Annotated in this window: 25 protein-coding genes; 16 read left to right on the top strand and 9 right to left on the bottom strand. The window is 33.5% G+C overall.

What is annotated here, in order from left to right:
- From Q0075_RS03640 to Q0075_RS03625, 4 genes are all read left to right on the top strand, one after another.
- Window positions 1-2,066 (top strand): T9SS type B sorting domain-containing protein (locus Q0075_RS03640; protein ID WP_297868329.1); only part of this gene is annotated, 2,066 nt, incomplete at its 5' end.
- 99 nt (window positions 2,067-2,165) lie between these two features.
- Window positions 2,166-5,003 carry an AsmA-like C-terminal region-containing protein gene (locus Q0075_RS03635; RefSeq protein ID WP_297868328.1) on the top strand — a complete coding sequence of 946 codons (2,838 nt, stop codon included), beginning with the start codon at window positions 2,166-2,168 and terminating at the stop codon, window positions 5,001-5,003.
- A 91-nt stretch (window positions 5,004-5,094) separates the two neighbouring features.
- A complete protein-coding gene (locus Q0075_RS03630; protein ID WP_297868327.1) occupies window positions 5,095-6,852 on the top strand; it encodes an aromatic amino acid hydroxylase in 1,758 nt (585 codons plus the stop codon).
- Window positions 6,853-6,919: 67 nt separating this feature from the next.
- Entirely contained in the window at window positions 6,920-7,228 is a 309-nt protein-coding gene (locus Q0075_RS03625) for a rhodanese-like domain-containing protein (RefSeq protein WP_297868326.1), read from the top strand.
- A gap of 30 nt (window positions 7,229-7,258) precedes the next feature.
- Here Q0075_RS03625 and Q0075_RS03620 read toward each other — a convergent pair whose 3' ends face one another.
- The 4 genes from Q0075_RS03620 to Q0075_RS03605 are packed head-to-tail and all read right to left on the bottom strand — an operon-like array spanning window position 7,259 to window position 10,532.
- A complete protein-coding gene (locus Q0075_RS03620) occupies window positions 7,259-8,404 on the bottom strand; it encodes a GNAT family N-acetyltransferase (protein ID WP_297868325.1) in 1,146 nt (381 codons plus the stop codon).
- A gap of 57 nt (window positions 8,405-8,461) precedes the next feature.
- Window positions 8,462-8,953 (bottom strand): DUF1761 domain-containing protein, encoded by a 492-nt coding sequence (locus Q0075_RS03615; RefSeq protein ID WP_297868324.1) that lies wholly within the window; start codon window positions 8,951-8,953, stop codon window positions 8,462-8,464.
- 42 nt (window positions 8,954-8,995) lie between these two features.
- The gene (locus Q0075_RS03610; RefSeq protein WP_297868323.1) at window positions 8,996-10,057 is read right to left on the bottom strand and encodes a glycosyl hydrolase 53 family protein; all 1,062 of its coding nucleotides are present in this window, start codon (window positions 10,055-10,057) and stop codon (window positions 8,996-8,998) included.
- Window positions 10,058-10,079: 22 nt separating this feature from the next.
- The gene (locus Q0075_RS03605; RefSeq protein ID WP_297868322.1) at window positions 10,080-10,532 is read right to left on the bottom strand and encodes a KTSC domain-containing protein; all 453 of its coding nucleotides are present in this window, start codon (window positions 10,530-10,532) and stop codon (window positions 10,080-10,082) included.
- Window positions 10,533-10,962: 430 nt separating this feature from the next.
- On the opposite strand from Q0075_RS03605, the gene Q0075_RS03600 reads away from it, so the two are divergent.
- The 9 genes from Q0075_RS03600 to Q0075_RS03560 all read left to right on the top strand — a co-directional run bounded on the left by Q0075_RS03600 (window position 10,963) and on the right by Q0075_RS03560 (window position 19,159).
- The gene (locus tag Q0075_RS03600) at window positions 10,963-13,080 is read left to right on the top strand and encodes a ribonucleoside triphosphate reductase (protein ID WP_297868321.1); all 2,118 of its coding nucleotides are present in this window, start codon (window positions 10,963-10,965) and stop codon (window positions 13,078-13,080) included.
- A complete protein-coding gene (gene nrdD / locus Q0075_RS13135) occupies window positions 13,061-13,225 on the top strand; it encodes an anaerobic ribonucleoside-triphosphate reductase (protein ID WP_111567273.1) in 165 nt (54 codons plus the stop codon). The genes Q0075_RS03600 and nrdD overlap by 20 nt, the downstream gene beginning before the upstream one ends.
- Window positions 13,182-13,904 carry an anaerobic ribonucleoside-triphosphate reductase activating protein gene (locus tag Q0075_RS03590; RefSeq protein ID WP_366798120.1) on the top strand — a complete coding sequence of 241 codons (723 nt, stop codon included), beginning with the start codon at window positions 13,182-13,184 and terminating at the stop codon, window positions 13,902-13,904. Before nrdD ends, Q0075_RS03590 begins: the two co-directional genes overlap by 44 nt.
- Before the next feature lie 33 nt (window positions 13,905-13,937).
- Window positions 13,938-14,372 carry an Rrf2 family transcriptional regulator gene (locus Q0075_RS03585; protein ID WP_297868320.1) on the top strand — a complete coding sequence of 145 codons (435 nt, stop codon included), beginning with the start codon at window positions 13,938-13,940 and terminating at the stop codon, window positions 14,370-14,372.
- A 36-nt stretch (window positions 14,373-14,408) separates the two neighbouring features.
- On the top strand, window positions 14,409-15,344 hold the full coding sequence (gene nadA, locus Q0075_RS03580) for a quinolinate synthase NadA (protein WP_297868319.1): 936 nt from the start codon (window positions 14,409-14,411) through the stop codon (window positions 15,342-15,344).
- Between the two features lie 6 nt (window positions 15,345-15,350).
- The gene (gene nadB, locus Q0075_RS03575) at window positions 15,351-16,874 is read left to right on the top strand and encodes an L-aspartate oxidase (RefSeq protein ID WP_297868318.1); all 1,524 of its coding nucleotides are present in this window, start codon (window positions 15,351-15,353) and stop codon (window positions 16,872-16,874) included.
- Window positions 16,874-17,305, top strand: a complete 432-nt coding sequence (locus tag Q0075_RS03570) for a cytochrome c (RefSeq protein WP_297868317.1) — start codon at window positions 16,874-16,876, stop codon at window positions 17,303-17,305. The genes nadB and Q0075_RS03570 overlap by 1 nt, the downstream gene beginning before the upstream one ends.
- Window positions 17,302-18,627 (top strand): cbb3-type cytochrome c oxidase subunit I, encoded by a 1,326-nt coding sequence (locus tag Q0075_RS03565; RefSeq protein WP_297868316.1) that lies wholly within the window; start codon window positions 17,302-17,304, stop codon window positions 18,625-18,627. Before Q0075_RS03570 ends, Q0075_RS03565 begins: the two co-directional genes overlap by 4 nt.
- 94 nt (window positions 18,628-18,721) lie before the next feature.
- Window positions 18,722-19,159 carry an Rrf2 family transcriptional regulator gene (locus Q0075_RS03560; protein ID WP_231834487.1) on the top strand — a complete coding sequence of 146 codons (438 nt, stop codon included), beginning with the start codon at window positions 18,722-18,724 and terminating at the stop codon, window positions 19,157-19,159.
- A 27-nt stretch (window positions 19,160-19,186) separates the two neighbouring features.
- Here the strand turns inward: Q0075_RS03560 and Q0075_RS03555 are convergent, their stop codons facing one another.
- The 3 genes from Q0075_RS03555 to Q0075_RS03545 all read right to left on the bottom strand — a co-directional run bounded on the left by Q0075_RS03555 (window position 19,187) and on the right by Q0075_RS03545 (window position 22,571).
- Window positions 19,187-21,172: a TonB-dependent receptor gene (locus Q0075_RS03555; RefSeq protein WP_297868315.1), complete on the bottom strand. Its 1,986-nt coding sequence runs from the start codon at window positions 21,170-21,172 to the stop codon at window positions 19,187-19,189.
- 62 nt (window positions 21,173-21,234) lie between these two features.
- Window positions 21,235-22,080, bottom strand: coding sequence for a hypothetical protein (locus Q0075_RS03550; RefSeq protein ID WP_297868314.1), 846 nt, complete (start codon window positions 22,078-22,080; stop codon window positions 21,235-21,237).
- A 116-nt stretch (window positions 22,081-22,196) separates the two neighbouring features.
- The gene (locus Q0075_RS03545) at window positions 22,197-22,571 is read right to left on the bottom strand and encodes a hypothetical protein (RefSeq protein ID WP_297868313.1); all 375 of its coding nucleotides are present in this window, start codon (window positions 22,569-22,571) and stop codon (window positions 22,197-22,199) included.
- A gap of 121 nt (window positions 22,572-22,692) precedes the next feature.
- On the opposite strand from Q0075_RS03545, the gene Q0075_RS03540 reads away from it, so the two are divergent.
- The 3 genes from Q0075_RS03540 to Q0075_RS03530 all read left to right on the top strand — a co-directional run bounded on the left by Q0075_RS03540 (window position 22,693) and on the right by Q0075_RS03530 (window position 25,130).
- Complete coding sequence (locus tag Q0075_RS03540; protein ID WP_250581880.1) at window positions 22,693-23,280, top strand: Crp/Fnr family transcriptional regulator; 588 nt, start codon at window positions 22,693-22,695, stop codon at window positions 23,278-23,280.
- A gap of 47 nt (window positions 23,281-23,327) precedes the next feature.
- Entirely contained in the window at window positions 23,328-24,497 is a 1,170-nt protein-coding gene (locus Q0075_RS03535) for a hypothetical protein (protein ID WP_297868312.1), read from the top strand.
- A gap of 78 nt (window positions 24,498-24,575) precedes the next feature.
- The gene (locus Q0075_RS03530) at window positions 24,576-25,130 is read left to right on the top strand and encodes a fasciclin domain-containing protein (RefSeq protein WP_297868311.1); all 555 of its coding nucleotides are present in this window, start codon (window positions 24,576-24,578) and stop codon (window positions 25,128-25,130) included.
- A 68-nt stretch (window positions 25,131-25,198) separates the two neighbouring features.
- Here Q0075_RS03530 and Q0075_RS03525 read toward each other — a convergent pair whose 3' ends face one another.
- Both Q0075_RS03525 and Q0075_RS03520 read right to left on the bottom strand, forming a co-directional pair.
- Window positions 25,199-25,642 carry a copper resistance protein CopD gene (locus Q0075_RS03525; protein ID WP_297868310.1) on the bottom strand — a complete coding sequence of 148 codons (444 nt, stop codon included), beginning with the start codon at window positions 25,640-25,642 and terminating at the stop codon, window positions 25,199-25,201.
- Window positions 25,642-26,013 (bottom strand): group III truncated hemoglobin, encoded by a 372-nt coding sequence (locus tag Q0075_RS03520; protein ID WP_297868309.1) that lies wholly within the window; start codon window positions 26,011-26,013, stop codon window positions 25,642-25,644. The genes Q0075_RS03525 and Q0075_RS03520 overlap by 1 nt, the downstream gene beginning before the upstream one ends.
- Window positions 26,014-26,028: the final 15 nt, after the last annotated feature.

The raw sequence follows: 26,028 nt of genomic DNA, 5'->3' as shown, positions 1-26,028 counted from the left end.
GAAGTGTAACTTTAAATGGAAGTGTTTCCATTTCTTCTAATGCTACTTTAACTCTCGATTCGGGTAACAACAATCAAAATGTTTGCTCAGGAAATCCTATTGCTCCTATTCAATATACTTTTGGTGGTGGTGCAACTAGCGTGAATGTAACGGGATTACCAACTGGTGTTACGGCTACAACTTCTGGAAATACAGTTACTATTAGCGGAACTCCTTCTGCTAGCTTTTCTTATACCATTGCCACTGTTAACGGCTGTGGCGGTACCTCTTTAAGTGGAAGTATTACTTTAAATAACAATATTACCCCAACCTTTACTCAAGTATTACCTATGTGTGCAGGAGCTACTTCATCTCCACTACCTTTAGTTTCTAACGAGGGTATAACAGGAATTTGGACACCTGCTTTCAACAATAATACTTCGACCAATTATACATTTATTCCTGATCCAGCTCAATGTGCCCTTACTGCTCAGATGACTGTTCAAATTTTTCCTATACCAACAGTAATTGCAACAAATTTAGCGCCTAGTTTCTGTTCAGGTGGTACAACCAATATTCAACTAAGCAGTAATGTTTCAGGAGCTACATTTTCATGGACTGTAACTGGCGGAAATGTTATTGGAGCTGATGGTGATACAGGAAATTCTATTAATCAATTATTAAGTGTTAGTTCTGGCACAACTTCAACTGTTGAAGTAACTTACACAATAATAGCTGAGGCAAATGGATGTGCAGGACCTCCTGTAGAAGTTAAAGTTCAAGTTACTCCAATTCCTGATTTGCGAATTACAACTGGTAGAAATCCTATCTGTTCTGGAGAAACCACATCGATATCTTTTTCTGGTTCGGTTCCAGGTACTGTATTTAATTGGGTGATTACAGGTATTTCAGGTATTACAGGAGCATCTAATAGCACAGGAACAAGTATTCAACAAACATTAAGCACTACAGGGTCTTCACAAGGAAGTGTAACTTATGAAATTACCCCTACATTCAATGGGTGCATAGGGACTCCTCAATCAATCACTGTTTTAGTTAACCCAAGACCAGAAATGTTTACAAATCCAACACATCCCGATATGTGTAGTGGAGATTTAACTAATATTAGTATTGGAACATTCAACAACAATACGGTTTTAACATGGACAGTAAATCCGGTAGGAGTTAATGGGGCTTCATCTGGAAGCAATACTGGATTATCTACAACTATAATTCAAGAATTAACTACTTCTGGAAACGCTCAAGGTTATGTTGATTACACAATAACACCTAGCTTAGCTGGTTGTGATGGAACATCATTTACTGTTAGGGTTTACGTTAATCCTCTTCCTGAACCAAAACTAGTAGACGGAGCTATTTGTGTTGATGCATCTGGCATTCCATTTCAAACCTATACTTTAGATTCGGGATTAGATAATGCGACATATGATTTTATTTGGTATTTTAATGGAGTAGCTATACCGAACACAAACAATGCAACCTATACTGCAAATGAAGTTGGAGTATATGGTGTTGTAGCAACTAATAGCACAACAAATTGTCACTCTAGTAACGGCACCAATATGGTCATTGCTAATGTAATATCAGTTACTCCAGCTACAAGTTTAACCTATACGCAAAGCAATTATTTTAGTGGAAATGCAACGGTAATTATCAATATAACGGGAGGTACAGGTACATTAATGTACTCTTTAGATGATGGCACATTTCAGACTTCTAACATCTTTACAAATTTAAGTGCAGGATTGCATACCATAACCGTAATAGATACTGAAGGATGTACTCATTTTACGCAAGACATCTTTATTATTGAATATCCTCAATATTTTACACCTAATGGTGATGGGTATAACGATACTTGGTTTATTTCTGGACTAAAAAATACTGACCTAATAAGTATTTTTGATAGATATGGAAAACTCATCAAACAATTAAGAGGGGAAGAATTTTGGGATGGTACTTATAACCAACAACAACTTCCTTCTACCGATTACTGGTTCACTATTGATTACCTTGAGAATGGAGTTAAAAAACTATTCAAAGCGCATTTTGCTATGAAACGATAATATGGAAAAGAGTTAGTTTATGCTAACTCTTTTTTTTATTTTTAAATCACTTCTCCAATTTTTGTAGTAATTTTGCCCAATCTCTCTACAACTATAAAAATGGAAAACTCAAAAAAAACATTACTCGTTAAAATTCTCAAAGTAACGGGAATCACTTTTATTATTTCATTATTACTACTCGTAATATTACCCATTGTTTTTGCTGATACCATTACGGAAAAAGTAAAAATATTGGCCAATAAAAACTTAGAGGGTGAATTAAATTTCAACGAATCAGAATTGTCTTTTTTCAAACATTTTCCTTCTTTAACATTGACTTTGCACGAATTAAATCTTAATGGTTCAAAACCTTATAAAAATAAATCGTTAGTTTCTGCAAAAGAGATAAGTTTTGGTATCGACGTTTGGTCGGTAGTTTTTGGCAATCAGACTGAAATTGAAGAAATCTATCTAGAAGAAGCAAAAATTAATGTATTCGTCAACCAAAAGGGAGAAGCTAATTACAACATCTATAAATCGAATTCTAAAGACACGACAACTTCATCTGAAAGTGCCTCTTTAAAGTTAGAAAACATTCAAATCAATAATAGTCAGTTGGTTTACAATGATAAATCGACCAAAATTCTTATCGAAGCAAAAGGTTTTAACTATAAAGGAAAAGGTGATTTATTGAAATCCAATTTTAGCTTAAAAACATCTGCCAGAATTGATAGTTTGAGTTTTACTTATGACAAAAGTGAATACTTAAAAAACAAAAAAGTAAAAGCGGATTTAATTACAAAAATCAACACCAATTCACTTTCTTTTATTTTTGAGAAAAACGATTTGGTCATCAATAAATTACCCGTTGAATTTACAGGTTTCTTTGATTTCTTGAAAAACGGTTATCAAATGGATTTCAAATTAAAAACCGAAGACAGCGATTTAGATGACTTGTTCACTGCTTTACCTGCCGAATATGTTTCTTGGATGACCGAAACTAAAATGAAGGGAACAACCTCCGCTTTCTTAACTTTAAAAGGAAAATATATTGCTTCTGAGAATTTAAGTCCGGAAGTGAATTTCAACATCAAAGTAAGAGATGGCTACGTAAAACATGAAAAAGCGCCTTATCCCGTTGAGAATATTTTCTTGAATTTAGATACTAAACTTCCAAATTTAGACATCAATCAACTTAAAATACGATTAGATTCATTGTATTTTGATGTAAATAAAAACAAATTAAGTGCGATTTTAATTTCCGATGGTTTTGGAGAACAACTTAAAATTGATTCAAAAGTAAAATCAAAATTAGATTTGGCTTTTTTGAGTAATGCGCTTCAAATTCCGAATTTTAAATTAGCAGGAAGTTTAGATGCCGATATCGTTTCCAAAGGAGATTATATTAAAAAAGATAAAAAATTCCCTGTAACTAAAGGAAAATTTGAACTTACTAACGGATTCATTCAAACCGCTTATTATCCAAAACCGATTCAAAATATTAATTTAAAAGCGAACTTAAACAGTCCAACAGGTGATTTTAAAGATACTTCTTTTATCCTTTCTCCAGCGAATTTCACTTTTGAAGGCGAACCTTTTAACTTAAATGCTTCATTTAAAAATTTCGATGATATCAATTACGATGTAAAAGCAAAAGGAACATTAAACGTTGCTCGAATTTATAAAGTTTTCTCCCAAAAAGGATTAGATATTGATGGATTCATCAAAGCTGATTTAAGCTTGGCTGGAAAACAAAGCGACGCCACTAGTGGGAAATATGGTAACTTAAAAAACAGTGGAACTCTTGAAGTAAAAAACATCAGAACCACAAGTGCTTATTTGGCAAAACCCTTCTTAATCGAAAACGGATTGTTCACCTTTAATCAAGATAAAATGAACTTTTCTAATTTCAATGGAAAATACGGAACATCCGATATTACCATGAATGGAAATTTAGAAAATGTCATCAACTTTGTCCTTTCAGAAAATCAAATTTTAAAAGGAAACTTCAGTCTAACATCGAATTATTTGAATGTTAACGAATTTATTCCAACCACAACTTATGAAACCGAAGATGAAACAGAAAAAACAGAAGCTGTAGGAGTAATTCAAATTCCAACGAATTTAAATGTTTCCATCCAAACTAATGCTGTAAAAACGCAATATGACGACGTTACCATTGAAAATTTAAAAGGAAATTTAGTCATTCAAAACGGTAGTTTACAACTTTCAAATAGCAGCTTAGGTATCATTGGTGCTACTGCTAAAATGGATGCTTTTTATAAAAACGAAGGCACACAAAAAGCGTATTTTGATTATAAAATCAATGCTTCCGAATTTGATATTAAACGCGCTTACAACGAAATCAAAATGTTTCGAGAAATCGTAACTGCGGCAGAAAATGCAGAAGGAATTGTAGGTTTGAATTATTCGATAAAAGGTGTTTTAAACAATCAAATGGCACCTGTAATGCCCTCTTTAGAAGGAAGTGGAACTCTTTCTGTTAAAAAAGTAAAAATGAAAGGCTTTAAATTATTGAATGTCGTTTCGGCTAAAACCGAAAATCCAGATATTAAAGATCCTGATATTTCGAAGGTGGATATCAAATCAACCATTAAAAACAACATTGTAACCATTGAACGTTTCAAATTCAAAGTAGCTGGTTTTAGATTACGATTTGAAGGACAAACGAGTTTAGACGGAAAATTAAACTTGAAAATGCGTATCGGATTACCACCATTAGGTATCATTGGAATTCCGATTAAAGTATTGGGAACACAAGAAAATCCAGACATCAAATTAGGAAGAAAATCAGAAGATTTGGAAGAAACGGAATATGTTGATGGTGTAACGCCTATTAATACGACGGTTCCTGCAACCACCACTCCTACTCCAACCATTCAGAATGATAGTGTCCCTAAAATTGAACCAGCCGTTCCTGTTGAAAAAACAGAATAGTTCTATCCTATTTAGTTGTATCAAATTCTCAAAATGTTTTCCTGATTTGTGAAAAAGTCGTAATTTTACGTCAAACATCACAAGTAAAATTATGGAAACGCATTTTGAAAGCAATCCGCTGATTGACAGATTACCAAAACATTTAAAACAATTCATCAAGCCACAAGTTTATGATGATTACACGCCTATTAACCAAGCCGTTTGGCGCTATGTTATGCGTAAAAATGTAGATTACCTTTCAAAAGTTGCTCATAGTTCGTATTTAGAAGGCTTACAAAAAACAGGTTTGGAAATTGATAATATTCCCAACATGTATGGTATGAACCGAATTTTAAAAGAAATCGGTTGGGCTGCAGTTGCCGTTGATGGATTTATTCCACCTAATGCCTTTATGGAATTTCAAGCGTATAATGTATTAGTTATTGCTTGCGATATTCGTCAATTAGAACACATTGAATACACTCCAGCTCCCGATATCATTCACGAAGGCGCAGGTCACGCTCCTATTATTGCGAATCCAGAATATGCTGAATATTTAAGACGTTTTGGAGAAATTGGTTGTAAAGCTATTTCATCAGCTCGCGATTATGAATTGTATGAAGCCATTCGTTTGCTTTCGATTTTAAAAGAAGCAGAAGATACTCCAGAAGAAGAAATCAAAAAAGCAGAAGAGCAAGTGGATTTCTTACAGAATAATATGGGCGAATTATCAGAAATGTCTCGCATTAGAAATTTACATTGGTGGACAGTAGAATACGGTTTGATTGGAACAGTTGACAATCCAAAAATCTATGGTGCGGGATTACTTTCTTCGATTGGAGAAAGCGCTTGGTGTATGACAGATAATGTAAAGAAAATTCCATACGATATTTCGGCTGCTGACATGAGTTTTGACATTACAAAACCACAACCTCAACTTTATGTAACGTCTGATTTTGCACATTTAAGTTCTGTTTTAGAGGAATTTGCAAATAAAATGGCATTACGAACTGGAGGTTTATCAGGAATTAAAAAATTGATTAATTCGAATGCATTAGGAACTATCGAATTGAGTACTGGTTTACAAGTTTCGGGTGTTTTTACTAATGTAATTGAAGATGAAGGAAAACCTGTTTATGTGCAAACTACAGGAAAAACAGCACTATCCTACAGAGAAAAAGAACTAGTAGGTCACGGAACAGAATATCATGCGGAAGGCTTTGGTTCGCCAATTGGAAAACTAAAAGGTATTAACTTGGCGATTGAAGAAATGAGTCCGAGAGACTTGCGTGCTTATGATATTTATGAAGGCGAGCAAGTAACCTTAGAATTTGAAGGCAACATCAAAGTTGTAGGTGAAATTGTAACCGGAACTCGTAACTTACAAGGTGAAATCTTATTGATTAAATTCAAAAATTGTACTGTAACTCATAACGAAACTGTTCTTTTCCAACCAGAATGGGGAATCTATGATATGGCTGTGGGTAAAAAAGTGATTTCTGCTTTTTCTGGGCCAGCGGATGTAAATAGTTTTGATATGATTAATCACGTTCCCTCTTCGCAAACGATTAAACAGAAAAAATCGGCTGAAAGAGAAGAATTAGAAAGACTCTATTTAAGTGTTCGCAACATCAGAGAAGGAAAACCTGCTACGACTACTTTAAAAGAAGCATTTGCTTCGGTTTCTGCTGGACATCCAAATGATTGGTTGTTATCTGTTGAAATTGCGGAATTGGCTAAAAAAGAAGGAAATTCAGATTTGGTTGATAAAGTTCTAAATCACTTAGAAAAAGTAAAAAGCAATCGCCCAGAAATTGTACATTTAGTTGATAACGGATTGGAATTGATTTTTGAAAAAACTAACGCTTAAACAAAGTAACTTTTGTTACTGAAAAGATTTTCAATCAACTCTATCTTTGTCAAAAAAAGAAATAATTATGGGAATATTAGATTTTTTAGGATTAGGAAATAAAACGAATGATGTTCAGGAATATGTTCAAAAAGGCGCTATCATATTAGATGTTAGAACACCTGACGAATACAAAGAAGGTCATATCAAAGGCTCAAAAAACATTGCCTTACAAGTGTTAAACGGAAACATCAAAACCATCAAAAAATGGAACAAACCGATTATCGCTTGTTGTCGTTCAGGAATGCGAAGTGCTCAAGCCACTTCTATTTTAAAACAACACGGTATTGATTGCATCAACGGTGGTGGTTGGAACAGTTTAGAAAGTAAATTATAAAAAGAAAGTCCTGATTGAATCGGGACTTTTTTATTTAAAAGGATGTCTTTGCTGCCAATGTAGTTCTGGCTCCAAATTTTTAAAAATTCTACCAATAAATCTATTAATCAATTTATTGTTATGATAAATGAAACCTGACATTTGAACTGGTGTTGCACCAATAGAACTTTTAATTTCTAGTGCTGTTCTACCAAAAATAATTCGTTTGAAACCATTTTCAATCCCATATTCTGTCATGTTGTACAACATGTTTAAGTATAACATATTTTCTTTCTGAATATGTTCGTTATATCCTAAGAAATAGGTTTCAAGAGTTTCATCATTTAGTAACAACGTGTGAAATCCAACCAATTCCTCATTCAAAAAATAACCAAAAATCTGAAATCGATTCCCGCATTGCCCTTTAAGAGTTGAAAAGTGATTTTTGGACAAGAAAAATGTATTAAAAGGAGCATTTTTTGCCACATAATGATACAAATCGTATATCTGTTCTTCATTTTGAAGTACTTCTTCATAGGACAGATTCTTCACTTGAATTCCATCGAATTTTTTACGTGCTCGTTTGAATTGGTCGCGGTATTTTTTTGAAAGAGCCGCTACATAATCATCTATAGATTTCCATTTTTCATCTAAATAAAAAATCATGTTGGGTTGCGTATTGAATTCGTATACGTTGGAAAAACGATACTTCTTCAATTCAACCGAACAATGATCATAAAAATCTTTGAAAGAAACTAAATGAATAGTAATTCCTTTTTTCTTAAAATACAATGTTATTTCATCAGCACTTTGTAAAAGAATTTCACTTATGTGATTAAAATCGATTTCCTTTGAAAAAACATAACCATTTTGTCCAGTAATCATGTTATTCCCTAAAAACAAAGTGTGTGATGCAAAATTTTTGAAGATAAAATTTCTAATTAATGTCTTAAAACATTTATCACGTTCCCCAAAGGATTCTAATTTATTCAAATCTAAATATTGCGCCAAAGAAACGCCAATTAGTTCCGAATTTTCAAAAATCCCAATATAAAAGCACTCCATATTTACTGGAGCTGAACGTTCCAATACAGATAGATAAGGTGTTTGAAGAAATACATTACTCTGAGCTACTACGTCCCAAAGCGTTGGCAAATCTTTAACCGAATTGTATATTTTAAATGAAATTTTGTCCAAGGTAAAATAAAATCGCCCCACAAATGTAGAGCGATTCCTTTATAAATAAATGTTAAATTATTTCCAGCCACAGATAATAGCACCCATCAATGTCATTACAACAATCCAATAACCAGAAGTTACAGCTGCATATTTGAATGTTTTTTGTTCAAATAAGCAGTTTGTTGCAATAACTGGTAACGCCACAAAAAGACCAATCATAGAACCATGTAAAGCACCATGCTGATACGTTCTAAATACATTCCCATAATCAGCCATAAAGGCGGTGTAAGAAGGCAATGCTTTTCCAACCTCAGAAGGTCCTCCTACCATACCTAATGCACCAAATTGATGAATTACGAATACTGGCATAATGAAAGCCAACATAAAGGCAAAAACAAATGTTAATCCAAAGATTTTTGCCATGTTTCCTTTTTTGGCTTTTTCTTCTGTCATTCCAGTTTCATTCATCCAAATCGTTCCGAAAACTTTGGGATTGTACCAAACAAATCCAACAACGAAACTTGAAAGAGCAGCAACCAAAATTGCAGGAAAATTAATTAATTCCATATTGATATAGTTTATTGGTTAGTATATCAAATATAGGAAAATCTAATTAAAAATTGACATTGCTGGTAATGCCTTGCGATTAAAATCCCAAAGTGCTTGATTTTCCCATGAAGAACCATTCGTAGCAGTTGTTCCTCTAAAAGCGATCCATTCTGCTCCCCAATAACAAAATCCTTGTCCGTTTGGTATACTTTTTACTGTATTCTTAATTTGTTCTAAGAATGCTTTTTGTCCTTCTGGAGAGGCTAAATAACTAGGGTGAATTTGATTAGGCAAGCCGATAACATTATTTGTCCAGTCATTCCAATTCAAAGTAAATGGATAAGACGTTTCTGCAATTAGAACTTTTTTGTCATATGTTTGAGCGAGTGAAGACATGGTTTCTTGTAAGGCACTCAAATTTGTTCCATGCCAAATTGGATAATATGACAATCCTATATAATCGTAATCAATTGTAGTTGTTTTAGAAAAAAACCAAGATGCACCTTCAATTCCCGCATAATGCAACATAATTTTAGTTTCAGGTCTATTGGCTCTAATTACATTACTTGCACTTGCTAGTAATGATATAAATTGTGTTTCGTTAGTCGCCAAATTACCATCAGGAAAAATAAAACCATTGTTGATTTCATTACCAATTTGAAAAATATCGGGTTGGATTTCATTTACAATAGTTGCGGTATAATTTTCTACTTGTACTTTCAATTGCGAAAAAGTCAATCCATTCCAGACTGCTGGCTTTTCTTGATTTCCAGGATCTGCCCAAGTATCTGAATAATGAACACTTAACCAAACTTTCATACCTAGATTTTTAACACGTTGCGCAAAAGCTTTCACTTCATTAAAACCAGATTGATTTACCGTTGGTGTATGCCAAAGTCGAATTCGAATCGAATTGCAACCTGCATTTTTAAGGGTTAGCAGAGCATCTTCGGCAATATTATTGTTATTGTAGTAAATTGTACCTTCAGATTCTATCAAAGGCAACATGGACATATCTGCTGCCTTGATAAATTCATCTGTATTATTTGAAGCTTCTTCGTTAGAACAAGAAAAAGTAATAAGGATAATGAAGAAGAAAAGTAATTTTAAACCAATTTTCATGGTATAAAGTTACAAAAAGATTTTATTCGTTTGCTACAATTTTGCTAGCACTTCTATATAAAAACTCATTATAAATATGTCTTCTAGCAAAACGACTAGGAGACTCAGCATTTACCATTTTAATGTAAGTTACTTTAGGTACACTGAAATATTCGTAGTTACTCCCATCTAAAAATGAAATGTACAACACACCATTATCCATATAAAAATCTTGAATATTTACAGTCGAAGTAATTCTTTGATAAACTTCTTTATTTTTTTCTTGAGTTTCAGGAGCAATACTAACCAAAAAATGATAGGCCTCAATAATATTTTTACTTCTTTCCTCAGCAGCTAAACGCTCCACTGGATCAGCAATAGTATCAGGATGATCTTCCTTCATGCTATTTCTGTAGATGGTTTTCAATTCTTTCAGCGTAGCTGTTTTAGTAACATTGAGTAATTTTCTGTACTCGGCAATTTTTTTTGGATTCATAGTTTCTAAAAATAAAAAAGCCCAGCATTCTGCTGGGCTTCTAGTAGCGGGAACAGGACTCGAACCTGTGACCTTCGGGTTATGAGTTTAAAAACTCATTTTGATTAAAAATTAAAACCCTAAAAATCAATAACCTAAATTTCTTATTTACCAGCTTAAAAAGTAAAAACGTTTACGGAATCGTTTACTTTTATTACGTTGCAAATATAGACAAAAAAACACAATACAAAAATAAATTATTGCTTTTAAATAAATTGAATCAAGTTTTATATTTTATTTGGAAATTTACACATTTAATGTCATCTAATAATTAAAAACAACTTATCAACAAAATTAAAACATAAATTGTTGATTACTATTTATTCAAACAAGACTAAAAAGTCTTTTTAATATTTAAATTTGTTCCATACCACAATAAAAATTCTGCAGTATGGACAAATTTGTAATCAAACGAAATGGCACTTATTTACCCTTTGAAGCTTTCAAAATAGAAGAAGCCATTACAAAAGCTTTTGCCAGTGTAAGTGAAACTTTAAACCTAAAAGTAATTGAAACGGTGTTCCAATTGTTGTCACATCAAGACACTTGGGCAGTTGAAGATATTCAAGATAAAATTGAAAAAACACTTTACGAGTATGGGCATTATGAAGTGATGCGTTCTTTCATGTTGTTCCGTCATACGCGTAAACTACAACGTGAACACGTTTTAGGATTAAATGACGATACCACTTATGTCGACAGTACCCAAACCATAGAAGAGTACACTAACCAAACCGATTGGCGAATCAATGCCAACGCTAATACTTCGTATTCCAATGCAGGTTTAGTGAATAATGTCGCTGGAAAAATCATTGCAAATTATTGGTTAGACAAAGTCTATTCGAAAGAAGAAGGTTATGCACATCGCAATGGTGACATTCACATTCACGACTTAGATTGTTTGACAGGATATTGTGCGGGTTGGAGTTTACGTGTTTTATTAAATGAAGGTTTTAACGGTGTTCGTGGTCGAGTGGAAAGTCGTCCTCCGAATCATTTTAGAGAAGCATTAGGACAAATGGCGAATTTCCTTGGGATTTTACAAAGCGAATGGGCAGGAGCTCAAGCGTTTAGTTCGTTTGATACGTATTTGGCTCCTTATGTTTTCAAGGATAATTTATCGTATGAAGATGTTTTAAAAGCAATTCGAAGTTTCGTCTACAATTTGAATGTCCCAGCACGTTGGGGACAATCGCCGTTTACGAATATTACATTGGATTGGGTGGTTCCAGATGATTTGAAAGAGCAAATCCCAACACGAAATGAACAGCATCTTTTTAAAGGAATCACTTCAGAAGATTTTATACAAAGAGCCAAAGAAAGAGGTGTTTCAGACATAACCGAAATGCGTTACGAACATTTTCAAAAAGAAATGAATCTCATCAACAAAGCCTATTATACGGTTATGACCGAAGGCGATGCGCATGGACAGCCGTTCACCTTCCCTATTCCAACGGTTAATATTACTGAAGAATTTGATTGGTACGGAGAAAACACCGATATTCTTTTTGAAAATACCGCGAAAATTGGTTCGTCTTATTTCCAGAATTTCATCGGAAGTCAATATACGTATGATGAAAACGGAAACAAAGTTGAAAATCCAAATGCCTACAAACCGAATGCTGTACGTAGTATGTGCTGCCGCTTACAACTCGATTTACGTGAATTATTAAAAAGAGGCAACGGTTTATTTGGAAGTGCCGAAATGACGGGAAGTATTGGTGTAGTAACAATCAACATGGCAAGATTAGGTTATCTAAACAAAGGCAACAAAGCTAAATTATATTCCGATTTAGATCGTTTACTAGAAATTTCGAAAGCAACCTTAGAGAAAAAACGCGTATTTATTCAGGAAATGTACGATAGAGGTTTGTTTCCGTATACCAAACGTTATTTACCTCATTTCAGGAATCACTTCTCTACAATTGGTGTGAACGGAATTAACGAAATGATTCAAAATTTCACCGACGGAAAAGAAGATATCGTGTCAGATTACGGAATGGCATTCGCAACCGAAATTTTGGAACACATCCGAAACAAAATGAGAGCCTATCAAGAAGAAACTGGCAATTTATACAACTTAGAAGCTACGCCAGCAGAAGGCACGACGTATCGTTTTGCGAAAGAAGACAAGAAACGCTATTCCGATATTATTCAAGCAGGAGAAGGCGAAAATATTTACTATACAAACAGTTCGCAATTACCAGTTGATTACACCGAAGATCCTTTCGAAGCCTTATTGTTGCAAGACAATTTACAATGTCAGTACACAGGCGGAACTGTTCTACACTTGTACATGAATGAAAAGCTAAGTTCGGTAGAAGCGTGTAGAAATTTCATTAAAAAAGTAATTACGAATTTTAAATTGCCTTACATCACGGTGACTCCCGTTTTCAGCGTTTGTCCGAAACATGGCTATTTGAATGGCGAACACGAATATTGTCCAAAATGCGATGAAGAATTATTAGCAACCTTAAATACAACATCCTATGCAAACACAAACCACTGAAGCTTTGCTTCAACACAATGAAAAAAGAACCAAATGTTTGGTTTATACACGAGTAATGGGCTATCACAGACCCGTAGAAAGTTTTAATATTGGAAAAAAAGGTGAACACAAACAACGAACCCACTTTAGAGAATGTAAATCATGATTTTCTAAACAAAAAAGCAATTCATAGTTTTACACCCTTCACACTGTTAGATTATCCCGATAAATCGGCTTGTATCTTATGGTTTGCAGGGTGTAATATGAAATGTGATTATTGTTACAATCCCGAAATAGTTTTCGGAAAAGGGGCTTTTTACTTTTCCGAAATCATTTCGTTTTTAAAATCGAGAAGAAATTTGTTGGATGCCGTTGTTTTTAGTGGTGGCGAATGTTTGATACATAAAGACATTATCCCATTCATAAAATTAGTGAAAAGTTTAGGATTTTTAATCAAAGTAGATACGAATGGAAGCCAGCCCAAAGTACTCGAAAAACTAAAAGAAGAACAACTCATCGATTATGTAGCTTTGGATTTTAAAGGTCCGAAAGAGAAATTTTTTGCGATTACAAAATCGGATTTTTATTCTCAATTTCTAAGTTGTTTTGAATTGCTTCAAGCGAGTTCTATTCCATTTGAAATTCGAACTACTTATCATTCTTCACTATTAAATCTAGAGGATATTGTTGCAATGCAAGACGTTTTATTGGAATTGGGTTACGACAAAAACTATTACATTCAAAATTTCAGAAATTATCAAAACACGATTGCACCACTACCCGATTCGCAATCCATTTCGGAAAAGGATATCCATCAGAATATGACTAAAATCATATTTCGATGATTTAAAATCCCTAACTTTGTGCAAATTTTATCTATGTTTTCAAAAACCTGTGAATATGCCATACGAGCTACCATTTACATTGCCTCAGAATCGTCTGCGGGCAAACGTTGCGGTATTCGAGACATTGCCAGAAAAATTGAATCGCCAGAACCTTTTACCGCTAAGATTTTACAACGTTTGGTAAAAGCCGACATCATAAAATCGATTAAAGGAAATGGCGGTGGATTTGAAATCGAGAAGGTACAACTGAAACAAATAAAATTAGATCAGCTTGTAAAAGCTATTGACGGAAATGACTTATTTGACCGATGCAGTTTAGGACTTCACGATTGTTCCGACAAACAACCGTGTCCTTTTCATCATAAGTACAAGCCATTACGTGAAAATTTAAAGAAAACGCTTAAAGAAACTTCTCTTTTGGATTTGATTAGTGAATTCAATACGGGAGATACTTTCCTTAAGCTTTAAAAAATTTAATTAAATAAAAGATAAAAACGTCCTCTAATGAAAACGACTTCGGATTTAAAAGAGAAAATTCTTGAATTGAAAAAAAGAAAAAATGCGTTAATTCTAGCGCATTATTATCAAGAAGAAGCTATTCAAGAAATTGCTGATTTTGTGGGTGATAGCTTGGAATTGTCTCGAAAAGCATCACAAGTGGATGCCGATATTATCGTTTTTGCTGGCGTGTATTTCATGGCAGAAACGGCTAAAATTGTCAATCCAAATAAAAAAGTAATCGTTCCCGATGTAAAAGCAGGTTGTTCCCTTGCCGATGGTTGTCCGCCAGATGAATTCAAAACTTTCTTAGAAAAATATCCGAACCATACTGTTGTAACTTATATCAATTGCACAGCAGAAGTCAAAACCTTAACCGATATTGTTTGTACTTCGTCCAATGCTAAAAAAGTGATTGCATCCATTCCAGAAGATCAATCTATCGTGTTTGCTCCTGATAAAAATTTAGGTAAATACTTAATTGCTGAAACAGGTCGTGATATGGTTTTATGGGAAGGTTTTTGTATTGTTCACGAAGCATTTTCTTTAGAAAAATTAATTGATTTATATAAAAAACATCCAAACGCTACCATCATTGCACATCCTGAATCGGAAACGCATATTTTGAAAGTAGCACATTATATAGGTTCGACTTCAGGCATGTTGAATCATGTGAAAAACAGCACAAACGACACTTTTATCGTAGCCACAGAAGCGGGAATCTTACACCAAATGCAATTGGATAATCCAACCAAAACATTAATTCCAGCGCCTTCAAAAGAAGACAATACGTGTGCGTGCAGTGAGTGTGCGTTTATGAAAGTCAACACCTTAGAAAAACTCTATCAATGTTTACAAGATGAAAGTCCGGAAGTGCATTTGGACAACGAAATCATCGAAAAAGCTTTACTTCCTATTCAAAGAATGTTAGCGCTAAACTAAAACATCATGCAAAATTTAGAAACCGATATACTCATAGTAGGCACAGGATTAGCGGGATTATCTCTAACGAAATATCTCAGCGAGCAAAATCCAAACCTACAAATTACCTTACTTAGCAAAACCTCTATTGACGAGTGCAATACCTATTACGCTCAAGGCGGAATTGCTGTTGTACACGACTTTATCAAAGATAGTTACCAACAACATATTCAAGACACTTTACTTGCTGGAAAAGGCATTTGCGATAAAAAAGTAGTCGAACACGTGATTACAGAAGCTCCTGCCCGATTACAAGAATTGATTCAATGGGGCGTGGAATTAGACAAGAATAATTCAGGTGAATTAGATTTGGGATTAGAAGGTGGTCATTCCCAAAATCGTATTGTACATCACAAAGACAAAACTGGATTAGAAATTGAAACCAAGTTGATTCAAGTCGTTCAAAATTTAGCAAACGTAACAATAAGAACTTCCTTTTTTGCAACAGATGTTTTGCTAGACAATCAAAAATGCATTGGAATCATCGGATTTGATGAAAAAAGTGAAGTGACTTCCATCGTAGCAAAAGCAACTATTTTGGCTACTGGCGGTTCTGGACAAGTGTTTGGCGTGACTTCTAATCCGTTTGTTTCTACGGGAGATGGTGTGGCAATGGCGTATCGAGCGGGAGCAAAATTGGACAAAATGAAATACATTCAATTTCATCCCACAGCACTTTACGAACCTAATAAAAGTCAAGCGTTCTTAATTACCGAAGCGATTCGTGGATTTGGAGCTCATATTTTGAATCAAAAAATGGAACGTTTTGTTTTTCAATATCATCCTGATGGCGAATTAGCAACTCGAGATATTGTTTCGAAAGCAATTTCCGACCAAATGAAAAAAGAACATTCAAAACACGTTTGGCTTGATGTTAGACATTTACCAATAGAAACTTTCAAAACAAAATTTCCAAAAGTGTACAATTATTGTTTTGAAAACGGAATTGACGTTTCTAAAGATTTAATTCCGATAGCTCCTGCAGCTCATTATCAATGTGGTGGAATTGTAGTAGATGAAACAGGTGCCACTTCCATCAAACAACTCTACGCTATTGGAGAATGTTCGCACACTGGACTTCATGGTGCCAATCGATTGGCTTCGAATTCATTATTAGAAGCGATTGTTTATGCGCATGATTTAGCGAATCATCTGATTTCTTCAATAGATACGATTAAATTGAATAAGTCTGAAATTACGCCCATTCGTTATAAAAACATTCATCACGACCAAATTTTGCAATTCAAAAACCAACTGCAACATTTCATGAAATACGATGCTTTGTACACTTCGGGGAAAAATACTGAAAAAATATATGAAATGGTCACCGAAATGAGCAAACGCTTCAAAATGAAGTTCAAAAATTATGATTCGCATCCGTTTTTATGTGAAACTTATAATTTGATTCAAACTGCGGAAATCATTTTAAAAGATTGTTTACCCAAAAGATACCGCGTAAAATCAGTTAAAAAAGAAAAAACTATTTCGTAATGCTGAATCTATTTGCCCATCCAAAACGCATTTTTTTGTTGCTTTTCGTTTGTTTTCTAGCGTTTAGCATTTGGATTTATGCCATTCCGCTTTTTAGCCCAACGCCCTATTCTAAAAAAGAACTTCATTTAGTAGCAGAAGGACGATTAGTTTGGCAGAAAAACAACTGTCATACGTGTCATCAATTGTATGGTTTAGGAGGTTATTTGGGTCCGGATTTAACGAATGTGTATTCCAGAACTGCCAACAATGAAGCGTATATCAAAGGCATTATAAAATCGGGAGTAAAACAAATGCCTGCTTTTAAAATTTCGGATGACGAAATGAAAGCGCTTTTACACTTTTTAAAAAATGTAGATGCCACAGGAACATCGAATCCGCAAGATTACCAACCTGAAATAATAGGAACTTTTAGTTTAGAAAAGAAATGAAGAATTTTGGAATTTGGCTCATCAGAATAGCCCTTGTGTTGTTTGTTTTAGGCTTGTTTTTTGGACATTTGGCTTCCGAAAGTTATCGCATTACCCAACCAAAATCGGGTGTTATGGGATTTTTATCGCTTCGTCCACTTCATGTGAGTAGCGCTTATTTAGGGATTATAACGGCTGGATTAGGTTTTCTGACATTGATTATTGCAAAAATGAAAACTACACGTTTTGGAACTTTTTTACAATACTTGCATTTTTCACTTTGGATAATTGCTTTGTTAGGAATTTTCTACAGTTATTTTACAGGTGATTTTGGTGGAAGAGAATATTGGGAATTCAACCCCGTTTGGGCTTTACCTATTTTTCTATCTTTTATTGTTTTCTTAGTTTTCTATCTGCATCAAGTTGGTTTTTCTGTAAAATGGCCCGTTTATTATTGGATGTGGCTCACTGGAATTGTCTTCTTTATTTTCACTTTTATCGAAAACTATTTGTGGATTTTTCCTTATTTCAGACAACATTTTATTGCCGATATGACGATTCAGTGGAAAGTAAATGGTTCACTCGTGGGAGCTATTAATCAAATCATTTATGGTGTTGCTTTTTATTTGATGGAAAAAATAAGTGGCGATGAAAAATCGTCCTATCAAAAACTGTCTTTTGCGATGTATTTTCTAGGAATGTTTAATTTGATGTTCAATTGGGGACATCATATTTACTTACTTCCAACAGAAAAATACATTCATTACATTGCCTATGCAGTGAGCATGACCGAATGGATTATTTTGATTCGTATTTTTTACAAATGGAGCCAACAAATCAAAGAAAACAGACAATTTTACTACTTTTTCCCTTATCGCTTTTTAATGGCTTCTGATTATTGGGTAACGCTAAACTTAACCCTCGCCTTATTCATGTCGATTCCAGCCATCAACTTATACACGCACGGAACGCATATCACGGTTGCGCATGCGATGGGAACTACTATCGGTATCAATACGATGATTATTTTGGCTGGTGTTTTTTACTTTATTAAACCTACTTTCAACTCAGTAAAATGGCGATTGTATGGAAGCATTGCGTTTTGGATGGTACAAGTTACCTTATTACTTTTTCTAATTTCCTTAATTGGAATGGGCGTTCAACGCGCGATTTGGCAAGCTGGATTAACTTCGGAAAGCTTCAGTAAAATGAGTAGTTCTAGTGGAAATTGGGTTTTACTTTTCATCATTTTTGGAACGATTTTAATGTTCAGTATGGCGAGTTTTTTCATATATCTGTTTATTCAATCTTGGAAAAAAAATGAATTAAAGATTGAGAAATAAATTTATCCTAAAAAATAGGATGATAAAAATCAGGTAAAATATCATAATTCCATTGTATATTTGACCTTTAATTCTTTCAAATTTATCATTGCTTATGTTTTCAAAATCATGCAATTATGCTATAAAAGCCACCATATTTATTGCCAAACATTCCTTAGAAGAAAAAAAGGTAGGTTTTGTTGACATCTCCAAAGAAATCGATTCGCCACAAGCGTTTACAGCTAAAATTTTACAAATACTTGTAAAAGCGGGTATTATCGAATCGGTTAAAGGTGTAAATGGTGGTTTTTATATTCCGAAAAAAAGAATTAAAAAGACATTCTTAGTTGAAATTGTTGATGCCATTGATGGTGACGCTGTTTTCCATGGTTGCGGATTAGGTTTATCGCAATGTTCAGAAACACATCCTTGTCCAGTACATGATAAATTTAAAAGCATCCGTGATGAATTAGCACATATGCTAGAAACCACGAATTTAGAAGAATTAGCTTTAGGAATTAAATCAGGAGAAACTTTCTTGAAATCGCTATAAAACCAATTCTTCTAATTTGTAGTATTTTTAAAACTGAAACATCAAATTCATAAAGACATTTCGTCCCATTCTTGGAAGATTTTTCCAATCGGTATAAGTAGTATAATTGGCATCGAACATGTTTTCAACACCCATATTTAGCATCATTTTTGATTTCTCAAAAGTGAATTTATAACCAAAATTAGCATTTACAATCGCATAATCTGGGGTTTTGTCTTCACCATAAAAAGCGTTGTATTCGGTTTGTGTGGCATTTCCTTTTAACTGTAATTCCGAGCTGAATTTTCCTGGTCTAAATCCTATAGAAGTCATGTAATTAAACGGACTCATAAAAGGCAAACCGTTGTTTTCATTGTCTTTGCCTAAGTTATAGACGAATTGTCCTTTCCAAATCCATGCGTCTGATAATTGATAACTTACCGTAAAATCAGATGATAAAATAGTAGCATAATCTAAACCGGTATAGATTTTAACTCCATTAGCACCAATAGTCATAGGTGCTATCGAAGCATCTGGAATTCCGATTATATAATCGTAAATGTGAAAATACGATGCTGATAATTTAGTTTGCCATTTCGCATTTTTGAAACCAATATTGGCATTTCCTTCTAAGGATTTTTCGTTTTTTAAATTGGGGTTTCCAATGTAATCAAATCCGTCAAAACTGTTGTACAAATAAAAACCATAACCTTCTGAAACCGACGGAGCGCGTTCGCCATACCCCATTCCGAATCCATAAGAAATCCCGTCTTTGTTGTAGAAATAATTAGTAGAAAAACTTTTTAGGAATCGAGAATTTGAAGCTTTCATTTCAGGATAAAAAATCTGTAAACTTTGTAAACCGAAATCACTCGCAACGTTGTTATTATGAAATCCTAAATTCGTGGTAAATTTCAAATTAGAATGACAATTGATTTCGAAATTATCTTCCAAATAAATTCCTGCATACAAAGTTCTAACATCAGGCCAAGTGTACATAAACATTAAGTTTTCGTTTGGATCAGACGGATACATCGTCATTTCGGCAACGGAACGATTGTAAAACGAATTCAAATTGGCCAAAAATTGATGCTTTTTGTATTTCCCGTTTACTTTGGAATAAAAACCATATGTATCGCTCCAACCTGGCATATCCATATGAATAGGAACAACAGGACGTTTGGTATCGTCCATAGTGTGCGTAATCGTATTGAAATAGAGTTTGGTTTCCCAATTATCGATTTGCTCCAAATTAGGCTTGTAATTGAATTTTACTGAAGTAATCAAAGCTTCCGCCAACGAAACATCCATTGGTAACGCAGGATAACCGACATTGGTTGCTCTATCAAAAATTACTGAAGCTTCAATGTTTTTATTAGACGCCAATCGATAACCCGAAATGGCAGAAAGATTGAGTTTTCTGAACTGAGAAAATTGAATTTCTTTGTCATTTCCTGCTTTGTAATTTTCGGCATCTCGAAACATCACATCAGTATCAACATAAAACAAATTATCAGCATAATTGATGGCAGAACCAATGATTTTTTGACGATTATTCGTTTCATAACCTGAGTTAACAAAGAATTCCCATCCCGCATTGGTAAATTGGCGTTGGCTTCTTTTTAAATCGATAGAACCACCGATTGTATTGCCATGACAACTACCTTGTTGCCCAGAAGAAATCGTAGCTTCAGACAAATTTGATACTTCAACATAGGAAGTTACTGGATCCATTTTATCGGTACAAGCACCAAAGATTCGCATTCCGTCGATGGTAACTACGGTTCGCTCGGTTGCCATTCCATTGATGATGGGTTCCCAAGCATAAGCACCTCTTTTGATTAAATCTACTTTGGTTGATTTTTGAAGAAATTCGTCTAAAGTAGCAAGTGTTTTGGTTTGTTTTTCGTGCAAGGCTGCTTTTGTTCCTACTACCAAAACTTCTTTAAGTTCTTTGGTTTTAATTGAATCCGCTTCTTGACTAAAAGTAAAACAAAACGAAAGTGACAGAAAAAATACCATTAATTTTTTCATGATATAAAGATTTTAAAAAAGGTCGTTACAAAGTCATAACGACCTTTTTTATAAGTAAAAAATTAAAATTCGATTTCGAAGAAAATACTACTAGCTGTTACTGTTTCTGTGATTTCTTCTCCTTTTAAGATAGTTCCTTCAGCATTAGCTAATTGCAGGTTAATTTTCCAATAACCTGTCATGGTTAACGATAATTTACCATCGTATAATCCGCCAGCAAGTGTTTGTGTTGCATGAACGTTATTTGGAGAGGTATGATTTCCCATACTTGGCATTCTTGGGTCGATTTTTACAGTGTAACCATCCACAACTGGGAACGTCATCATGTTTTGCATTTTCCAAACACCAACTTTCATATCGTTAACCGCTACTTTTGGATGATGAGGCTCAATGTAAGCCACTAAATACTTAACACCATCCGAACCTGTGAATGTATTTACTTTACGTTTTGCAGAAGCAGGCACATCAATTACATCTGTAGCAGTGTAATCTACTCCATTAATTGTGTAATCGATTTTTAAATCCCAATATTCCGTATCATTCTGAGCCATTTGGAACATGATATATCCTTCATATAAAGTTCCGTTTTCAGTTACTTTTTCTACTGTTGAATATGGGCACGCATGTGTCATTGAAGTCATGTGCATAAGTGGAGTCCAACTCACTTCAGCATTTTTGATATAATTGTTGGTTCCGTTTTCTTTGATTCGTAGGCTAATTTCGTTGTATCCTTGTTCTAAACTTCCCACTTGAGAATACAATTCAATTGTGTGTGTGTCGTTAGTGATTTCTTTAAATTTAGTAATTCCTTCTAATTCATTTACAGCAGTTTCATTATCGTTTGAACAAGACACGAAAGTTAAGGTCATAGCAAATAATGCTACAATATATTTTATTGAAGTTTTCATTTTATTTTTTAATTAAAGTGATTGTAATTGCATCTGAAATAATTGATTTCAGAGAAATTATGATGTAAGTTGAGTGGGTTAATTCAGAAAATGAACTAACAAAAACCAATATTTAATTAAGAAATAATTGTAGGTGGATGAAAGAAGGCACAATCATTCAAGTGAAAGTAAAGGTTAGAATAATTGTTACCAATAGAAGTTTTATTTAAAAAATAAATTTGTCTAATTTCTATCGGTTGAATTTCCTGAAAAAATACTATTTCAGTTTGTTCAAAAGATATCTTTTTTTCTGGAGAATTTTCAGAACCGCTTTCGGAAGCTTTTGCCAATTGTTTTGTTAAGTGACACTTTCCGTTACATTTTAATTCGGGTTTGGATTTGTTCTCACAAAGGTTGTTTACAATGTAATCATAATTCACGGCATACTCTAAAACCGGGAGTATTGGCTTCAGGAACATTAGCGCGGTTAATATGATTAGTAATTGTTTCATGGGACAAATTTACAAGAAATAAATTAAGGTCTAGTATGATTTGAGTCATATTTTTTTTACTTTTATTGGAATTAATTTGTGCTTTATCTAAAAGAATTAAAGCCTTTAACCTAACTACTTTATGCAGATAGATTTAGATTTATTATTTACTTGGGGTGCTATTGCCAAAGAGTACAAGAAAAATGAAATTATTTTCCATGAAGAGGAATCGGCAAATTTTTATTATCAAATCATCGATGGTTGCGTAAGAATGTACAATTCCAATGACGAAGGAAAAGAGTTTACTCAAGGCTATTTTAAAAATGGTCAGAGTTTTGGTGAACCACCTTTGTTTATTGATGAAGTGTATCCTTCCACTGCAGTAGCCTTTAAAGATTCCAAAATAATAAAAATTTCGAAGGAGAAGTTTTTAAAGATTTTAGAGGAATATCCTTTTATTCAGAAGCAATTCTTGAATTTAATGGCAACTCGAATTCACACCAAAGCCAAAACTACAAAAGACATTGTAAATCAAAAACCAGAGTTTCGAATTTTAGCCTTTTTAAATGCCCACAAAAACCCCGATTGTCCTAAAAAAGAATTGGTAGCATTTACAAGACAAGAAATTGCCAACTTTACAGGTTTACGTGTAGAAACTGTGATTCGAGAGCTTTCAAAAATGAGCAAGACGAATAAAGTGGAAATTATTAATCATAAATTATATTACTGATGTCTTTTAAAACCACTTTTTGGATTCGGTTTTCGATTCTTAATCTAATGCTTGTTGCATTATTAGGACTTCTAATGCGTTACAAGATTCTTTTTGAATTTCCGCTTCTCGATCAAAAAAGTTTGCAACATTCGCACTCTCATTTTGCTTTTGCGGGTTGGGTTTCGCATACTTTAATGACATTGCTCATTGCTTTTTTACAAAAACACGATACACTCAATAAAATCGCATTTAAAAAATACAATCTTGTTTTAATTGGGAATTTAATTTGCTCTTATGTAATGCTGATTTCTTTTATTATGCAAGGTTATGGTGTGATTTCTATTACTTTTTCAACCCTTTCTCTTTTTGTTTCTTATTGGTTTACTTATGTTTTCTTTAAAGATTGCAAACAAATTAAAACTTCGTCTGTAGCAACAAAATGGTTCAAAGCAGCATTATTTTTTAATGTGATTTCGTCACTCGGAACTTTTGCTTTGGCTTATATGATGGCAACCAAAAACATTCATCAGAATGAATATTTGGCTTCCATATATTACTATTTGCATTTTCAATACAATGGTTGGTTTTTCTTTGCTTGCGTGGGATTGTTGTTGGATTATTTAAAAGTAACATCAAACTCAAATCGCATTTATTCACAATCGTTTGTTTGGTTATTTTGGTCCTGTATTGCAGGGTATTTTCTATCAACGCTTTGGTTAGATTTACCACTATTAATTTATATTTTAACTGCTATTTCGGCTATTGTTCAAGTAGTTATTTGGTATTTATTATTCAAAACTATTTTTAAAGAGAATAAATCCATCCTCGTAAATCTTCCAAATTATTTAAAATATCTGATTTTATTTATCAGTTTTGCTTTGAGTGCGAAATTCTTATTGCAATTGGGCTCTACCGTTCCTGCAATTAGTAAATTAGCCTTTGGCTTTAGACCAATTGTGATTGCTTATTTACACTTGATTTTATTAGCTATTATTTCGCTTTTTCTATTGTTTTATATTTATGTGAATGATTTTATAGCAGTGAATAAGAAAACCGTTTTAGGACTAGTATTATTTAGCATTGGAGTTGTGTTGAATGAAGTTGTTCTAGGAATTCAAGGAATAGCATCATTAAGTTATACTTTAATTCCTAATATTAATGAAGCTTTGTTTGGAATTGCCATACTTCTTTTCGCAAGTATTTTATGGACAACTTTTTATACAAAAAAAGGATAAAAAAGTATTTTTTATGATTCTACGCATAAAATAATGAGCAGATAATCAAGTACTTTGTGTGTATAAATTATTCAAATTATGAAAAATTCCATTAAAACTTTATTGTTAGCCAGTTTACTAATCACCTTTGGATGTAAACAAGGCGAAGAAACAGCATCAGAACAAACATCAGAATCTACAGAAGTACCAACTGGAGGACAAGAAAATGTAGTAGATGCAACATCAAATCCAAACATTGTGCAAACTGCAATTGGAAGCAAAGATCACACTACATTAGTTACAGCAGTAAAAGCTGCAGGATTAGTAACTTCATTAAGTAACGCTGGACCATTTACTGTATTTGCACCAACCAATGCTGCTTTTGATAAATTACCTGCAGGAACCGTAGAAGGGTTATTAAAACCTGAGAAAAAAGGCGATTTAGAAAACATTTTAGGCTATCATACGTATGTAGGTTCGTTGAAAGCAGAATACATGCAAGACGGACAAGAGTTTGATATGGTATTTGGTGGAAAAGTAAAAATCACTAAAAAAGACGGAAAAACATTCGTAAACGGTTCTGAAATTGTGGCTTCCATTGAAACATCAAATGGTATAATCCATGTAATTGGCGACGTTTTACTTCCAAAATAAAAAACAATTATTAATTCATCATTTATAAAGGTAAAAAGCGTAGACTTTAACAGTTTACGCTTTTTATTTTATAACCCTCCTAATCGAATTAAGGAACCTAAAACCAGCATTGAAATAGCAATCAAAGTTACTACTATGATAAGAATCGTAACGTAATGATATCGTTTAGGCGTAAGTTTTGGAAAAATAAAAAGTTGAGCTGAAATAGCTAATGTTAAAGAAGTAATAAATAAAATTAGTTTGATGGAAATTACTTTTTCAATTCCGTTTGAGAAGGAAAACCATTTGGTAATGGTAACATCATAATCGTAAGCCATTAAGATTCCAGTAATCACAAGCGTAATTAAAGAAGGCATTCCGATTGGTTCAAATTTATCTTTAAATGTTTTAAGTTTCTCTAAATCTTTAGTTTTGATAGCTTCAGGTAAATAACGAGTCGTTAAAATAAGATGTCCTCCTATCCAAATGGTTGCAGCTAATAAATGAATGATTAATAAAAAATGGTGATACATTACGCTAACGTTTTATACATGATAACATTGGCTATATTGAGTGCTCTTTCTTTGATTTCGATTGCTTTTTCGCCTTCGAATAATTCATCAACTGTTGTGGTGAATACGATTACCCAATGCTCAAAATGTTCTGGTTTCATCGGACATTTGCTGTGTAAATCTTTATGGACTTGCATGGGACTTCCGTTGTAATTTCCGGTATAGAACAAGATGTTTTCCCAAAAATCGTACATTCTAGGCAAATGAGTTTCCCAATTCACCTGGGCAATTTCGGTAAACAGAAAACCGATAACTGCATCAGTTTTGATTTTATCATAAAATGTATCGACTAAAAGTTCAATATCTTTTCTATTTCTAATATCTGTTTTCATTTTGTAATTTGATTA

Origin of the sequence: uncultured Flavobacterium sp. (assembly GCF_937967675.1) — a bacterium.
In the GTDB taxonomy this organism is placed as follows: Bacteria; Bacteroidota; Bacteroidia; order Flavobacteriales; family Flavobacteriaceae; genus Flavobacterium.
The sequence above is the reverse complement of the archived record's forward strand: the minus strand, read 5'-3'. Positions and strand labels throughout refer to the sequence as shown.